General features: G+C 70.2%; 16 protein-coding genes. 14 read left to right on the top strand and 2 right to left on the bottom strand.

Annotated features, from left to right (window positions below; translation table 11 throughout):
- Positions 1-153 precede the first annotated feature (153 nt).
- The 11 genes from BLW09_RS16485 (at position 154) to BLW09_RS16435 (ending at position 10297) form a co-directional block, all read left to right on the top strand.
- Entirely contained in the window at positions 154-750 is a 597-nt protein-coding gene (locus BLW09_RS16485) for a hypothetical protein (protein ID WP_157696989.1), read from the top strand.
- Positions 751-913: 163 nt separating this feature from the next.
- Positions 914-1339, top strand: coding sequence for a hypothetical protein (locus BLW09_RS16480; RefSeq protein ID WP_089915227.1), 426 nt, complete (start codon positions 914-916; stop codon positions 1337-1339).
- A 157-nt stretch (positions 1340-1496) separates the two neighbouring features.
- Positions 1497-2327 carry an ABC transporter ATP-binding protein gene (locus tag BLW09_RS16475; RefSeq protein ID WP_089915224.1) on the top strand — a complete coding sequence of 277 codons (831 nt, stop codon included), beginning with the start codon at positions 1497-1499 and terminating at the stop codon, positions 2325-2327.
- A gap of 10 nt (positions 2328-2337) precedes the next feature.
- A complete protein-coding gene (locus tag BLW09_RS16470; protein ID WP_089915221.1) occupies positions 2338-3198 on the top strand; it encodes an ABC transporter permease in 861 nt (286 codons plus the stop codon).
- A gap of 109 nt (positions 3199-3307) precedes the next feature.
- The gene (locus BLW09_RS16465; protein WP_089915219.1) at positions 3308-4420 is read left to right on the top strand and encodes an ABC transporter substrate-binding protein; all 1113 of its coding nucleotides are present in this window, start codon (positions 3308-3310) and stop codon (positions 4418-4420) included.
- A gap of 30 nt (positions 4421-4450) precedes the next feature.
- Positions 4451-5515, top strand: coding sequence for an LLM class flavin-dependent oxidoreductase (locus BLW09_RS16460; protein ID WP_089915216.1), 1065 nt, complete (start codon positions 4451-4453; stop codon positions 5513-5515).
- On the top strand, positions 5512-6171 hold the full coding sequence (locus tag BLW09_RS16455) for a cysteine hydrolase family protein (RefSeq protein ID WP_089915213.1): 660 nt from the start codon (positions 5512-5514) through the stop codon (positions 6169-6171). The genes BLW09_RS16460 and BLW09_RS16455 overlap by 4 nt, the downstream gene beginning before the upstream one ends.
- 5 nt (positions 6172-6176) lie before the next feature.
- Positions 6177-7502, top strand: a complete 1326-nt coding sequence (locus BLW09_RS16450) for an NtaA/DmoA family FMN-dependent monooxygenase (protein ID WP_231947189.1) — start codon at positions 6177-6179, stop codon at positions 7500-7502.
- Between the two features lie 13 nt (positions 7503-7515).
- On the top strand, positions 7516-9285 hold the full coding sequence (locus BLW09_RS16445; protein WP_089915207.1) for an MDR family MFS transporter: 1770 nt from the start codon (positions 7516-7518) through the stop codon (positions 9283-9285).
- The gene (locus BLW09_RS16440) at positions 9285-9788 is read left to right on the top strand and encodes an NADPH-dependent FMN reductase (RefSeq protein WP_089915204.1); all 504 of its coding nucleotides are present in this window, start codon (positions 9285-9287) and stop codon (positions 9786-9788) included. The genes BLW09_RS16445 and BLW09_RS16440 overlap by 1 nt, the downstream gene beginning before the upstream one ends.
- Positions 9785-10297: a flavin reductase family protein gene (locus BLW09_RS16435; RefSeq protein ID WP_231946911.1), complete on the top strand. Its 513-nt coding sequence runs from the start codon at positions 9785-9787 to the stop codon at positions 10295-10297. Before BLW09_RS16440 ends, BLW09_RS16435 begins: the two co-directional genes overlap by 4 nt.
- 18 nt (positions 10298-10315) lie before the next feature.
- On the opposite strand, the gene BLW09_RS16430 is transcribed toward BLW09_RS16435, so the two are convergent.
- Together BLW09_RS16430 and BLW09_RS16425 are read right to left on the bottom strand one after the other, a co-directional pair.
- Positions 10316-10759: a hypothetical protein gene (locus BLW09_RS16430; protein WP_089915202.1), complete on the bottom strand. Its 444-nt coding sequence runs from the start codon at positions 10757-10759 to the stop codon at positions 10316-10318.
- A gap of 221 nt (positions 10760-10980) precedes the next feature.
- The gene (locus BLW09_RS16425; RefSeq protein WP_089915199.1) at positions 10981-11304 is read right to left on the bottom strand and encodes a DUF7882 family protein; all 324 of its coding nucleotides are present in this window, start codon (positions 11302-11304) and stop codon (positions 10981-10983) included.
- Between the two features lie 160 nt (positions 11305-11464).
- On the opposite strand from BLW09_RS16425, the gene BLW09_RS16420 reads away from it, so the two are divergent.
- The 3 genes from BLW09_RS16420 to BLW09_RS16410 all read left to right on the top strand — a co-directional run bounded on the left by BLW09_RS16420 (position 11465) and on the right by BLW09_RS16410 (position 14128).
- Positions 11465-12139 (top strand): PadR family transcriptional regulator, encoded by a 675-nt coding sequence (locus BLW09_RS16420; RefSeq protein WP_089915196.1) that lies wholly within the window; start codon positions 11465-11467, stop codon positions 12137-12139.
- A 154-nt stretch (positions 12140-12293) separates the two neighbouring features.
- A complete protein-coding gene (locus tag BLW09_RS16415; RefSeq protein WP_089915193.1) occupies positions 12294-13307 on the top strand; it encodes an ABC transporter ATP-binding protein in 1014 nt (337 codons plus the stop codon).
- Positions 13304-14128, top strand: a complete 825-nt coding sequence (locus BLW09_RS16410; protein WP_089915190.1) for an ABC transporter permease — start codon at positions 13304-13306, stop codon at positions 14126-14128. Before BLW09_RS16415 ends, BLW09_RS16410 begins: the two co-directional genes overlap by 4 nt.
- Positions 14129-14172: the final 44 nt, after the last annotated feature.

Raw genomic sequence — 14172 nt, 5'->3', positions numbered from 1 at the left:
TCGGGTCGCCAGGCTCACGTCGGCGTGATCGCGGAGGTCGTCGACGCTCCACGGGAGGGCCGGCCTCGGGAATGGGAGGGCGCGTCCGAGTGGGAGGTGCGGATGAGCTACGCCGAGACGTGGGTGAACGTGGGATTCACTGATCCGCGAGAGGTGGCCGCCTGGATCGCGGAAGGCGTGCATCACGCCGGGATCGCGGCGGACGCCTATCGTGCGGGCTTCCGCCCGGACGACCCGTGGGTGGAACGCTCGCCTGCGGGGATCGTCCCCCCACGGCAGGAGCCCCTCACGCCACCGAACTGGTTGGCCGTGCGTGCGAACCGTGCGCGGGCTCGCCGGGAGTGGCGAGCTCAGGAGTCCAAGCGACGACGTGCCGAGAAGCTGTTCAATGCGCAGATGAGCCAGCTCGCCTGGTTGACGCGCTCGCTGGACTTCGACTCCGGCTTCGGAGCCGTCAGTCTCGAATTGATCGGCAGCTCCGATGTCCCCGTGATCGAGGCCGACGTCATCCGCGGGTACGACGAGTATGCGGACGCGCTCATGCTGCTGCGCGAGCGGCTGGCGCGCGTGCCGGAGCTCTCAGAGGGTGATCTCGCGCGCGTTCGGAGCGGGCTTTCGCGCTGGCAGGGGGTGGGCGAGGTCATCGCCCGTCACGTCCACGTGTGCAGCCGACCTATCCGGCACACGATCGAGGCGCAGCTCGCCGCCGATCAGGAGTGGCTCGAGCAGGCCCGACAGCTCCGCTGGTGACGAAGGCGCGCCCCGCACGCCAGCGCGAGCACGGTGACCAGCCGGCCGACGAAGAGGAGCAGCCTGATCCGATCGGTCCGCTGCTCGAACGGAGCGAGTGCCTGTCCCATCGCGCCGGCCCCTCCGAAACCTGACGGAAACCGGCCGCGCCTATCCTGGCCGCATGGCAGGCCCAGACGTGTCCGGCGCAGGGGAGTGGAATCGCTTTGCCGAGGGCTCCGTGGAGCGGCTGATGCTGTCCGCGCTCAGCGAGCGGCTCGGGACGGCGCTCCGCCCGCGCGTGCTGCTGCTCGCCGACGGCGTCCGGGTCGAGGTCGAGGGCATGGATGCGGCGGGCACGGTCGTGGCCCAGCTCGTCGCGAACCAGGGTTCCTACAAGCCGTCGTACCGCAACAAGGTGATGGCCGACATGTTCAAGCTGCTGTGGCTGCGCACGGCGGCGCCGCAGGTCGAGCGTGCGGTGCTGGTGGTGAGCACGGTCACGGTCCGCGCCCTCAACGGGTGGGTCGCCGTCGCGGCGGCCGACCTCGGCGTGGAGGTCTACGTGTTCGACGGCGCCGGCGTCGTTCCGCTCGGTGCGGAGAGTTAACACGCGCGCAATCTTCCGCGGCGGTCTCGGAAACATTGCCTGGATACCGTGAGGTCATATCAAGCGGACTCCGCGTGGCAGACATCGAACTCGCTACGCACGCTCTCCGCCATCTGGGAACGGGCCTATGGGTCCGTACACGGCATGGAGGGTGTGAATGGTGACGCCAGCGGTACAGCTGACCTCGGTCGGCAAGGTCTACGGGTACGGTCCCTCGGCGATGATCGCGTTGAACGACGTCGACCTCACGATCGAGCCCGGCCGGTTCGTCAGCCTGATCGGCCCGAGCGGATGCGGCAAGTCGACGCTCCTCCGGATCGTCGCCGGTCTCGAATCGGCCGGCCGCGGTGAGGTGCGCGTCCACGATGTGACGCCGAGCGAAGCGGGCGCGGCGAAGCTGATCGGGCTGGTCCCGCAGACGCCGGCGCTGCTGCCGTGGCTGTCGGTGCTGAAGAACGTGACGCTGCCGCAGAAGATCAACCCGGGGGCGGCGCGGCGACGCCAGCGCATCGGCGACCTGGCGGAGCGCGGCGGCCGGAAGCCCGCCCCGGACATGCTCGAGCTCCTCGATCGCGCCGGGCTCGCGGACGCGGCGCACAAGCTGCCCGCCCAGCTCTCCGGCGGCATGCAGCAGCGCGCGGCGATCGTCAGGGCGTTCGGCCTGCAACCGGATGTGCTGCTCATGGACGAGCCGTTCTCCGCACTCGACGAGTTCACGCGGGAGAGCCTCCAGGACCAGCTGCTCGACCTGTGGGACGAGCTGAAGACGACGGTGCTGTTCGTGACGCACTCGGTGTCCGAGGCCGTGCGCATGTCCGACACCGTCGTCGTGATGGCGCCGCGACCGGGCCGGATCGTCGATGTGATCGACATCGACCTCCCGCGGCCCCGGAACCAGCGGCTGTTCGAGGAGCGCCGCTTCCACGAGTACGAAGACCTGATCAGGGATCGCCTGCACTCCGCATGGCGATCGACGGACGCGGCTTAGGGGGCACACGATGAGCGTCGCAACAGAACGGGCAACCGTGTCCCACTCGCTTCCGGACGGCGTCACCGCCGAGCCGTCGCGGTTCAGCCTCAGGCACCCCAAGTCCCGGATGGCGTGGATACGTCCAGCGGTCTGGCTTCCTCTGGTCGTCATGCTCGCGCTTCTCGCCGGACTCTGGCAGTGGGGCGCCGCATCGATGCCGTACCTGCTCCCTCCGCTGCAGGCGATCGGCGAATCGCTCGCCGGCAACCTCGGCTACTACCTCGGCAACGCCCTCATCACCCTGGGCGAGGCGACGGCGGGGCTCGCGATCGGCTTCGTCGCCGCCTTCGTGGTCGCCGTGCTCATCAGCGAGCTGCCGGTGGCGCGGAGGGCGATCATGCCGATCGCGGTTGTGCTCAACGTCACGCCGCTCGTCGCGATCGCGCCGGCGCTCGTCGTCGCCTTCGGCTTCGGTCCGCTGCCGAAGCTGATCATCACCGCGCTGATCTGCTTCTTCCCCATCCTCATCAACACGGCCGTCGGTCTCCGGTCCGTGCCGCAGCAGGTGATGCAGGTGTACAAGACGATGGACGCGTCCCGGCTGGAGATGCTCGTCCACCTGCGGATCCCCAACGCGCTGCCGTATCTCTTCGCGGCCCTGCGGATCGTCTTCCCGCTCTCGATCATCGGCGCCGTCGTCGCCGAGCTCTCCGCCTCCGGCTCGACCGGCGGCCTCGGCACGATGATCAGCGTCGCCTCGTCGATGAACCAGCTCGCCGTCGTCTACGCGGCGATCTTCGTCCTCGCGGTGATGGGCGTCCTCCTGCTCGCCCTCATCACCCTGGTCGAGCGCCGCGTCCTGCACTGGCACGAGAGCTCGACCGACTGACCGGGGCCCTCCCCGCCTCGACCGCCCCACCCCTGTCGTCGACCGGCGACCGGGCCCACCCCTGCCATCGCGCACCCCTGCACCACCCCATCCGTAGAAGGAGTGACCCATGCAGCACCGTCTCATCAAGACCGGTCTCGCGTCCCTCACCGCCGTCATCCTGACGATCGGTGTCGCCGCGTGCAGCTCCGGCTCCCCCGCAGACTCGTCGTCGTCCGGATCCGCCATCTCCGCCAAGCGCTGCGAGGAGAACAAGGCGGCCGGGCCGATCACGTACCTCTCCGGCTACCAGTTCCAGTCGTCCGCCTCGATCCTGGAGTACGTCGCCGCCAGCAAGCTCGGCTACTTCTCCGACCTGTGCCTGACGGTGCAGCTGAAGCCGGGAAGCGGCGACACCGCGCAGAACACGAAGCTGCTCGCCAGCGGCCAGGCGACGGTCTCCGCCATCGCGCAGCAGGACCTCATCCAGGCGCGCGCCAACGGCATCGACATCGAGGGCATCTCGTCGTACTCGAACGCGGGCCTCGACATCCTGATGACGAACCCGGGCATCACCGACCTCACCCAGCTCGACGGACAGGTCGTCGGCCACAAGGGCTACGTCCCCGCCTCCGTGGAGGCGATGATGGTGAAGGCCGGCGTCGACTGGAACTCGCTGAAGCTGGTCAAGGAGGGCTACGACCCCTCGGTGCTGCCGCGCAAGCAGGACGGCCTCGCCGCCCTCACCGGGTTCATCTCCAACGAGCCCAACCAGCTCAAGGCGGCCGGCGACAAGGTCACGGTCTGGCAGCCGGTGAAGTACGGCATCCCCAGCTCGCTCGGCGCGATGGCGGTCAACCCGGCCTTCGCGAAGGCCCACCCGACCGCGGTGCAGGACATCCTCCGCGCGGCCCTTCACGCCTACGACTACTGCAGCGCCAGCGAAGCGAACACCGAGAAGTGCGTCGGCTTCGCGGCGGACCTCTCCGGCGGGGCCACGTACGACAAGAAGCTCAACGCGACGATCTGGAAGACCGAGACCCAGGTGGTGGCCGACAACCCCACCCCCGGCCAGCCGCTCGGCGGGATGGACCCGGCCAACGTGACGAAGCTCGTCGACATGCTGCACCAGTTCCAGATCGTCCCGGACACGGTGACGGGCGCCCAGGCCGCGAAGTGGTTCGACAACTCCTACATCACGGCCATCTACTCGGGCGACACGCTCATCTGGCCCGCCCCGTAAGCACCGACCGAACGCAGCGAAAGGCCCTCAATGCCCGCGAAAGACTATGGGATCTTCCTCCCGATCGGAAACGGCGGCTGGATGCTCTCCACCACCGCACCGCACCCCGAAGCCACGTACGCCTGGAACAAGCGCGCGGCCCTGCACGCCGAGGACATCGGCCTCGACTTCATCATGTCGATGGCGAAGTGGCGCGGGTTCGGCGGCACGACCGATCACTGGGGCCGGTCGCTGGAGTCGATGACCATGATGTCAGCGCTCGCGGAGGCGACGGACCGGGTCAAGATCTGGGCGACGATGCATGCCAACGTGCACAACCCGGCGGTCGCCGCGAAGATGTACGCCACGCTGCAGGACGTGTCCGGTGGCCGCGCGGGCATGAACATCGTGAACGGCGCATACGCGGGGGAGTTCGAGCAGTTCGGGATCTGGGACCCGACGCTCAGCCACGCCGACCGCTACACGATGACCGAGCTCTGGACCGAGGCCGTGACCCGGCTGTGGACCGAGGACTCCGTCACCATGCACACCCCGTACTTCGACCTGGTCGACTGCGAGTCGCGTCCGCATCCGTCCTCCCGGCCGACGATCATCAGCGCGGGCAAGTCGGAGGCCGCGCGCGCCTTCCAGGCACGGTTCGCCGACGGGGCCTTCCTCGCCGGCGACAGCCTGGAGGAGATGAAGGAGCTCTCGGCGGATGTGCACGCCAGGGCCGCGGCGAACGGCCGGACCTGCAAGACCTACTCCATGCTCACCGTCGTCCAGGACGAGACCGACGCGCTCGCCGAGGCCAAGGTGAAGGAGTGGGGCGCCGGCGTCGACCGGGAGGCGCTGGCGAACATGCGCGCATCCTGGGGAGTCCCGGAGGACCAGGCGCGCGCCTGGGCCTCGGGCGCCGTGGGGGAGGCGGCCTTCCAGACCGCGTACGTGGCCGGATCGGCGCAGACCGTCACCGAGCACATCCAGTACATCGTCGGCGAGGCGGACCTCGACGGTCTGATGCTGATCTTCCCCGAGTACGACCAGGACATGGTCCTGTTCGGCGAGACGGTCCTCCCCGCGCTGCGGGCCCACGACGCGGGCGGCGACCGGTGAGCGCCCTCCGCGAAGCGCAGCTCGCGCAGCTGACCCGGCCCGGGAGCGCACCCGCCCTCGTCGTCGTCGATGTCCAGCGCGACTTCGGCGACCCGGCCGCCCTCGGCGCCTACGGCCTGACCGAAGAGGTGGTCGCCGAGCTCGACGCAACGGTGACCCGCATCGGCGGTTTGGTCGACGCCGCCCGGGAGCTGGGTGTCCCCGTGGTCTGGGTGGAGCTCGGCAGCGATCCGTCCCGCCCGTGGCGCTCGAGCAACTGGCTGCGCGAGGGCGACTACGACGCCCCCATGGGCGAGTCGGAGCCGTGCATCGTCGGCTCGGCCGGCGCGGAGTGGTACCGGATGCAGCCCGCCGCCGACGAGCTGCGGGTCGTCAAGCGCGGCTACAGCGGCTTCCTCGGGACCGACCTCGACCAGCGGTTGCGAGCCGCCGGCTACGACTGGCTCACGATCGTCGGCCTCACCAGCGAGTGCTGCGTCGACGCGACCGCGCAGGACGCGATGCAGCTGGACTGGCCGGTCGTGGTCCCCCGCGACGCGACCGCCGCGTACGACCTCGCGGTGAACGAGGCCGCGCTCGTCCAGCTGGAGCTCAACGTCGCCGTCCTGTCCGACACCGACGAGGTCGTCGGCCTCTGGAAGCAGGTGACCGCGTGAGCGGCATGCACATCGCGTACGACCTGTCCTTCACGCACACCGAGGGCCGCTGGGCCCAGCCGGGTTCGTGGGTCGGGCGGCAGTTCCCCGACGTCCGCATGTACCTCGAGGTGGCCAGGACCGCCGAGCGGGCGGGCGTGGACATGCTGTTCTTCGGCGACGGCTCCGGCATCCCGAGCACCTGGCGGGGGAGCATCGACCCGGCGGTGGAGTGGGGCATCCAGTGGCCGCGCCAGGACATGTCGCCGGTCATCGCCGCGATGTCGACGGTGACGGAGAGCATCGGATTCGGGCTCACCTACTCCTCGACGTTCATGCACCCCTTCTACGTCGCTCGGCTGCTCAACTCGCTCGACCACGTCACCGGCGGCCGGATCGCGTTCAATGTCGTGGCCTCCAGCCGCGGTGCGGACGCCGCGAACTACGGCTACGCCGAGCTGATCGACCACGACCTGCGCTACGAGCGGATGGAGGAGTTCATCGGCGTCTGCCGGGCGCTGTGGGACTCGGTGGCTCCGGACGCGATCGTGCGCGACCCGGCGACCGGCCGGTTCGCCGACCCGTCGAAGGTGCACCCGATCGACCACGACGGCCGGTTCTTCACCGTCAAGGGCCCGCTCGCCTCCGTGCCGAGCCCGCAGGTGCATCCCGTCATCGTCCAGGCCGGAAACTCGCCGCGCGGCATCGCCGGCTCCGCGGCGTTCGCCGACCTCGTCTTCGGGTTCGGCGGAAGCCTCGCCGGTCAGCAGCGGCACCGCCGCATGCTCGACGAGGCGCTCACCGCGGAGAGGCGGGATCCCGAGCACGTCGGCATCCTGTGGGCGACGCAGGCGATCGTCGGCCGCACCGCTGCGGAGGCGTCGGCACGGCGGGATGCGGTGCTCGGCTTCTGGACGGACGAGGCCGTCGGCACGATGCTCTCGCACAACGCCGGCTACGACTTCTCCACGCTGCCCGCGTCGTTCCGGCTGGGCGAGCTCCGGGACGAGATCGTCGCGGCCCAGGCCAGCCCGGCCGGTTTCGTCGGGTCGCTCGTCGCCGAGTTCGGCGAGGACTACACGATCGGCAGGCAGGAGTTCTTCGAGCACGGTTTCGAGGCGGCCACCGGCCTCGATCACACCGTCGTCGGCGACGCCGCCACGGTGGCCGACGCCCTCGAGGAGAACTTCGCACAGACCGGGTCGCGCGGCGGATACATGCTCTCGAGCCCGCTGTCGATGCCGTCCGGGCTCGCCGATCTGAGCGAGCTGCTCGTCCCCGAGCTCCGGCGGCGGGGAGCCCTGGCCCCTCGTTACCCCGGCTCGACGCTCCGCGAGAACCTGGCGGTCTGAGGTGGCTGGCGCTGTGCGGCGATCGACGCGGGACTGGCTCGCCCTGGCCAGCCTCTGCCTCGGCTTCTTCATGCTGCTGCTGGACAGCACCATCACCTCGGTCGCGCTGCCCGCGCTGATCGCGGGGCTCGGCACCACCGCGACCCTGGCGATCTGGGTCAACAGCGGCTACCTGATCGCGTACGCGGTTCCTCTGCTGATCGCGGGGCGGCTCGGCGACCGGTTCGGGCGCCGGCGGATCTACCTGGTCGGACTCGCCGCGTTCACGATCGGATCGGTCCTCTGTGCGCTCTCGCAGGACATCGGTTCGCTGATCGGCTGGCGCGTCGCGCAGGGTGTCGGCGCCGCGTTGATGACGCCGCAGTGCCTCACGATCATCCGGACGCTGTTCGCTCCGCCGCGGCTCGCGGTCGCGCTCGGGATCTGGGGCGCGGTCGGGGGCGCCGCCACCGTCGCCGGGCCCATCCTCGGCGGCCTGCTGGTGGGGGCGGCGGGGTGGCCGTCGATCTTCGCCGTGAACCTGCCGATCGGCGTTGTCACCGCGGTGGCCGTGCTCGTGTGGGTGCCGGCGTCGGAGCGGCAGCCCGCGCGCATCCCGCTCTGGGCGATGGCGGCGAACGCGCTCGGTGTCGCCGCGCTGGTCGTGGGGATCCAGGGCACCGACGCCGCGTCCGGTTCCGTCGCCGGCGTCCCCCGCTGGCTGCTGGTGGTGCTGGGGGCCGCACTCGTCACGGGTGTGGTGGTCCTCCAGCGCCGCTCGGGCGACCGCGCGCTGCTGCCGGTCTCGCTGTTCCGCAGCCACGGCTTCGTCACCGCGTCCTGGGGTGCCGCCGCGGCCGCCTTCTGCGTCGGCTCCGCGCCCATCCCGCTGATGCTGGCCCTGCAGGAGGACCGCGGGCTGGATGTGGTGACCGCATCGATCGTCCTGGTCCCGATGGGTCTCGTCTGCCTGGTCGCGGCGCCCGTCTCGGCCCGGCTGAACAACACCGTCGGGCTGCGCGTCGTCGCGGTGATCGGCGGTGCGGCGCTCGTGCTCTCCATCGGAGGAACGGCCGTGCTCGTCTGGCTGGAGGCGCCGCTGTGGGCGATCGCCGGAGTGTTCGCCCTGTTCGGGATCGCGAACTCGTTCCTGTGGTCGCCGTTCTCCATTGCGACGGTGAGCTCGGTCGAGCGGTCGTCGATCGGCGCCGCCTCCGGCGCCTTCAACTCCATGAAGCAGCTCGGCGCCGTGCTCGGCAGCGCCGCGACCGCGGTCGTGCTCGCGTGGACGGGCAACGCCGTCGCGCTCGCCGTGCTCGCGCTCGTCGGCGTGCTGAGCATCGTCGCTGCCTCCCTCCTGCGCGTCACGCCGGGAGGCGTCGAGGTCGATCCCGAGAGCCGTGGCGTTCTGGTCGGCACCGTCGTGGGCGGCGCGGGCGCCGGGCTCGCCCTCGGATTCCCGACGGCGAACCTCGACCTGGAGGAGCCCGGCCGCACGCCGGCCGACGGCGTCTACGTCGGCGGCTTCCGCGCCGAATCGTGGAGCGAGCCGCTGCCGGCGCTGATCTCGGTGGGGACGAACGACACCTTCCCGGGGCGAGCGCACACCGTCGAGGTGCACGTCCTCGACTTCGCCGGCGACCTGTACGGCAGCCGGGCCGAGGTGACGGCCGACCGGCTCCTCCGGTCGCAGCGGGCGTTCGCGAGCCGCGACGACCTGGTCGAAGCCATGCGGGAGGACGAGCGAGAGGCGCGCTCCCTGCTCACCGCCACCCGGCATCCACACGAAAGGAAGGTCCCGTGATGTTCACAGCCGCCGTGATCGTCGGAAACCCCAAGCCGCAGTCGCGCACCCGGGACGCCGCCGAGCGCCTGGCCTCCGCCCTCGGCGCCACCTCCACGACGATCGAGGTGTCCGAGCTCGGCGCCGGTCTCCTGGGCTTCGGCGACCCGCTCGTCGCGGACGCCGTCGCCCGGGTGCAGGATGCCGACCTGGTGATCGCCGCGTCCCCGACCTTCAAGGGCACCTATTCGGGTCTGCTCAAACTCTTCCTCGACCAGTTCGCCACCGCCACCGGCCTGGCCGGCCGCGTCGCCGTCCCCCTGATGCTGGGCGCCGGCCCGGCGCATGCGCTCGCCCCCGAGCTCAGCCTCAAGCCCGTGCTGGTCGAGCTCGGCGCGATATGCCCGGCCCAGGGGCTCTACCAGCTGGACAAGCGCTACGCCGAGGAGGGCGCACTCGACACCTGGCTCGGCGCCTGGGCTCCTGCGATCCACGCGTCTCTCCGGGAGGGCGGTTCACGATGACGCTGACCTACGACTTCACCTCCGACCCGGAGGAGATGCGCGCAGCCTTCGCCGGCTTCCCCTCCGGCGTCGCCGCGCTCGCCGCGATGATCGGGGAGGAGCCGGTCGTGATGATCGCATCCTCCTTCTCGGTCGGCGTCTCCTACGATCCGCCGATGGTCTCCTTCGCGGCGCAGCGCAGCTCGACGACCTGGCCGGACCTGGCGGCCGCGCCGACGATCGGGGTGTCCATCCTGGGCGAGGACCACGCGGGCAAGACCAGACAGCTGGCCTCCCGCGACAAGCAGAACCGCCTCCGCGGCGTCCGCAAGGCCGAACTCCCGTCCGGCGCCGTCTTCCTCGAAGGTTCGCCCACCTGGCTGGAGTGCGTCGTCGAACACCGCTACCCGGCCGGCGACCACGACATCATCGTGCTGCGCGTGCTCTCGATGATGAGCGACGAGCTGCCCGCCCCGATCGTGTGGCACCAGCGGAAGGTGAAGGTGCTGTCGGAGCGCGATCAGCCGTAGAGCACTCCGGAGCCGGCGTCAGGCCCGCTTGCGGCTCGCGATGTCGTCCGCGAGCCGCTGCACCTGGGTGGGGTCTGCGTCCTGGGCGAGGGCGACGTAGTGGTCCATCACGGCGGGCCGATAGCGCACGGGGAACACCTGTCCCGGCGCCAGGCGGGTGAGAGCGGTGATCGTGAGGCTTTCGTCCGCGATGCCGCGGAACGCGATCCCGCCGGCCGTCTCCACATCGAACATCAGGACGACCCGCGGCCTGCCCTCGCCGCCGACCTCCCGCCAATCGACCAGAGTGCCGAGCGCAAGCGCGCCGGCGCGGAGTTCCGCCGTGCGCTTCCGTGCAGCACCGCTCAGATACGGGTTCGGGGCGATGCCCGGGAAGTCGGGCCCGACCCCGAGCGATTCCCGGCTCAGGTCGGGCCTGAGCTGCTCCACCACATCGGCGAGCGTCCTCTTCGAACCGAACATCCTGCCCCCTCGTCGCACCGGTCTCGCTCTTCCGGCGATTGTATGCGACGGCCGTCCATGCGGACATTGACAACATCAGGGCACACAGCCTCGCGAAGTTCGTCTTCCGCTCCACGCCGGACGAGATCGTCTCAGGCGGCCTGCTCGAGGACGGGCCCCCCAGAACGCGGCGTCACGCTCCGGGTCGGGGGAGACGAACGTGACAGCGTGGAAGCCGAGCTTCACGAAGACGACGTTCCCACGCATTCGTCGCCGTTGCCGTCCCGCGCGATCAGTCCGTGGCCGGAGTTGGCGGATTCGGCCAGGCGGCGCACCCAGTCCCGGTCGATGGCGACCGGCCCCGCATCCACGAACCGGAAACGCAGGGGGATGGTCGGATCCAGCCAGATGGTGCTCCGGCCGCCGCCGTTGGCACTCGACTCCCGCCACGACAGCGCGAACGACTCCTTGCGCTGGAGTTTGGAGATGATCACGACTTCGAGGTGGGCCAGGACCACGTCGTCGAAGGAGACCCGGGCCGAGCCGTCGTACGCCAGGTATCCCATCGTGCACACCTCCTGCGCTCACCGTACCGGCCGGGGCCCGCGGCTCTGCCTTTCACATGGGCCCCTTATGGGCGACCGCGAACAGTCGTCCGCCGGGGCTGGACGAGATCACTCTGAATAGAATACTCTGTTCAAAGTAATCGGCCGACGAGGAGGCACCATGGCGAAGCGCGCGGTATCCAACCCGCTGGCGCTGGCCGTCCTGGCCTGCCTGTGGGAGCGGCCGATGTACCCGTACGAGATGACCACGACCATGAAGGAGCGCGGCAAGGAGGACAGCATCCGGCTGAACTTCGGCTCCCTCTACGCCGTCATCAAGTCGCTCGAGAAGCACGGCTTCATCGAAGTGGCGCAGACCGAGCGCGAGGGCAACCGCCCCGAGCGCGTCGTCTACGCGATCACTCCGGCCGGGCGGCAGGAGGCGGAGGAGTGGCTGCGGGAGCTCGTCGAGATCCCGGTCAAGGAGTACCCCGCCATCGAGACCGGCCTCTCGCTGCTGCCCATGCTGCCGCCCGACGTCGCGGCCGACCTGCTCGAACGCCGGCGTGACCGGATCGACGCGGACATCGCCGGACGCCGGATTCTGCTGGCCGAGGCGAGCGGGTTGCCGGAGCTCTTCATGGTCGAGTTCCACTACCGGATGGCCGTGCTGCAGGCGGAGCGGACGTTCGTGGCCGACCTGGCGGCGCGCATCCGCGACCGGTCGATCGGCGGCTACGACTGGTGGGAGCAGCTGCATGTGCTGCTCGGCCAGGGGATCGGCATGGAGGAGCTGCGCGAACGCATCGCCGCCGGCGCCTTCGGGGAGGAGGCGGCCGACCTGTTCCTGTCGTAAGGCCTCGAGCCACAGAACGATGGCCGGAGAGCGGCAACTCTCCGGCCATCTACACCTTCAGTCGTTCCGTAAGGAACCTGCGTCAACAGTCACCGAGGGCTGTCTTCAAGGATATCCCCGTCGGTGGCTGCCTACCTGAAAGAGAGAAGCCACCATGGCACATCAACAGGGTCCGGCGCTCGCCGCCGACCACCTCGTGAAGACGTATCCAGGAGGGCGCGGGAGGCCTCCGCTCCGCGCCCTCGATGACCTCGGATTCGAGGCCGAGAAGGGCACCGTGTTCGGCCTGCTCGGCCCCAACGGCGCCGGCAAGTCGACGACCATGAAGATCCTGTCGACCCTCACCCGCCCCGACTCGGGGACCGCGTACGTGGCGGGCATCGACGTCGCCCGCCACCCGGCGCGCGTCCGCCGGGCCCTCGGCTTCGTCGCGCAGAAGCCCGTCTCCGACCCGATGGACACGGGCGTCGAGAACCTCGTTCTCGCCGGCCGGCTGCAGGGCCTCTCCGGGCGCGAGGCCGCCGCACGGGCGCGCGAGCTGCTCGACCGCTTCGGCCTGACCGACCACGCCCGCCGACAGGTGAAGACCTACTCCGGCGGCATGACGCGAAAGCTGGATGTGGCGATCGGCCTCATGCACCGGCCGGAGGTGCTGTTCCTCGACGAACCGACCACCGGCCTCGACCCGGAGGCGCGCGCCGAGCTCTGGCTGGAGCTCGAACGGATGACGACCGCCGAGAACCTGACCGTGCTGCTGACGACGCACTACCTGGATGAGGCGGACCGTCTGGCCGACCGGCTGGCGATCGTCGACCACGGCCGGGTCGTCGCCGGCGGAACCCCGGAGGAGCTCAAGAACGACCTCCGCGGCGACGCGGTGATCGTCGAGCTGGCCGCGGATGCCGATCCCTTCGCGGGGCTCGGGGCGCTGCAGCGGGTGGATGCGCTGCGCGAGGTCGGCGGAGACGGCCGGACCCTGCGCGCCCGCGCCGACAGCGGCGCCGCGACGCTGCCGCTCGCCCTCGCCGCTCTGGAGGCGGCCGGCGTCGCCGTCGCCTCCGCCACGGTCGCCCGGCCGAGTCTGGACGACGTCTATCTGCGGCACACCGGACGCACCTTCACGCGGGCTCAGGAGTCCGCCGAGTCCGTCCTGGAGAACGCATCATGACCACGACAGCCCTTCCCGCATCCCGTCCCCAGCGGCGGAACGGCCCGACGTTCCTGACGCACACCCTGCTGCTGACCGGAAGACAGCTGCGCGCCGCCTGGCGCATGCCCGCCTTCCTCGTGATGAACCTGGTGCAGCCGGTGATCTGGCTGCTGCTGTTCGGGCAGCTGTTCAAATCGGTGATCGACATCCCGGGCTTCGGCGTCGGCCAGAGCTATCTCGAGTACCTGACGCCCGGCGTCGTGATGATGCTCGCGCTGTTCGGGTCCGCGTGGTCCGGGACCGTCTACATCCAGGACATGGACCGCGGCGTGATGGACCGCTTCCTCACCTCGCCGACGAACCGTGGAGCGATGATCGTGTCGACGCTCGTGTACCAGTCGCTGCTCGCGGTCGTCCAGTCGCTGGTCGTGGTCGGCATCGCGTTCTGGGCGGGCGCCCGGTTCGAGGGCGGCATCGTCGGCATCCTGCTTCTGCTCCTGGGCGTGGTGCTGCTGACCGCGGTGTTCTGCTCGCTGTCCAACGCCGTCGCGCTGCTGGCACGCGAGCAGACGGCGCTGATCGGCATCTCGCAGCTGATCACTCTGCCGCTGATGTTCCTCAGCTCCGCGATCATGAACACGAAGCTCTCACCGGAGTGGGTGCAGAACGTCGCCGCGTACAACCCGTTCGAGTGGGCGGTGATCGTCGGTCGTCAGGCGCTGAGCGCGCATCCCGACTGGGCGACCCTGTGGGCGCACGCAGGCCTGCTCGCAGCGCTCGCGGTGATCATGGCCGCCTGGGCGACGAGCGCCTTCCGCGTGTACCAGCGCTCCGCCTGACCCCCACCGTCGAGTCCACACAAACTGCACGTTTCTCGGCGAGA

The sequence above is a fragment of the Leifsonia sp. 21MFCrub1.1 genome, assembly GCF_900107895.1.
In the GTDB taxonomy this organism is placed as follows: domain Bacteria; phylum Actinomycetota; class Actinomycetes; order Actinomycetales; family Microbacteriaceae; genus Leifsonia; species Leifsonia soli.
This window is presented reverse-complemented; position numbering and strand designations above follow the sequence as displayed.

Coding starts and splice junctions, on each gene's coding strand:
- BLW09_RS16475 (WP_089915224.1), top strand. CDS start 1,497: ATGGTGACGCCAGCGGTACAGCTGACCTCGGTCGGCAAGGTCTACGGG.
- BLW09_RS16465 (WP_089915219.1), top strand. CDS start 3,308: ATGCAGCACCGTCTCATCAAGACCGGTCTCGCGTCCCTCACCGCCGTC.
- BLW09_RS16470 (WP_089915221.1), top strand. CDS start 2,338: ATGAGCGTCGCAACAGAACGGGCAACCGTGTCCCACTCGCTTCCGGAC.
- BLW09_RS16430 (WP_089915202.1), bottom strand. CDS start 10,759: ATGTTCGGTTCGAAGAGGACGCTCGCCGATGTGGTGGAGCAGCTCAGG.
- BLW09_RS16410 (WP_089915190.1), top strand. CDS start 13,304: ATGACCACGACAGCCCTTCCCGCATCCCGTCCCCAGCGGCGGAACGGC.
- BLW09_RS16450 (WP_231947189.1), top strand. CDS start 6,177: ATGCACATCGCGTACGACCTGTCCTTCACGCACACCGAGGGCCGCTGG.
- BLW09_RS16425 (WP_089915199.1), bottom strand. CDS start 11,304: ATGGGATACCTGGCGTACGACGGCTCGGCCCGGGTCTCCTTCGACGAC.
- BLW09_RS16415 (WP_089915193.1), top strand. CDS start 12,294: ATGGCACATCAACAGGGTCCGGCGCTCGCCGCCGACCACCTCGTGAAG.
- BLW09_RS16420 (WP_089915196.1), top strand. CDS start 11,465: ATGGCGAAGCGCGCGGTATCCAACCCGCTGGCGCTGGCCGTCCTGGCC.
- BLW09_RS16480 (WP_089915227.1), top strand. CDS start 914: ATGGCAGGCCCAGACGTGTCCGGCGCAGGGGAGTGGAATCGCTTTGCC.
- BLW09_RS16435 (WP_231946911.1), top strand. CDS start 9,785: ATGACGCTGACCTACGACTTCACCTCCGACCCGGAGGAGATGCGCGCA.
- BLW09_RS16460 (WP_089915216.1), top strand. CDS start 4,451: ATGCCCGCGAAAGACTATGGGATCTTCCTCCCGATCGGAAACGGCGGC.
- BLW09_RS16440 (WP_089915204.1), top strand. CDS start 9,285: ATGTTCACAGCCGCCGTGATCGTCGGAAACCCCAAGCCGCAGTCGCGC.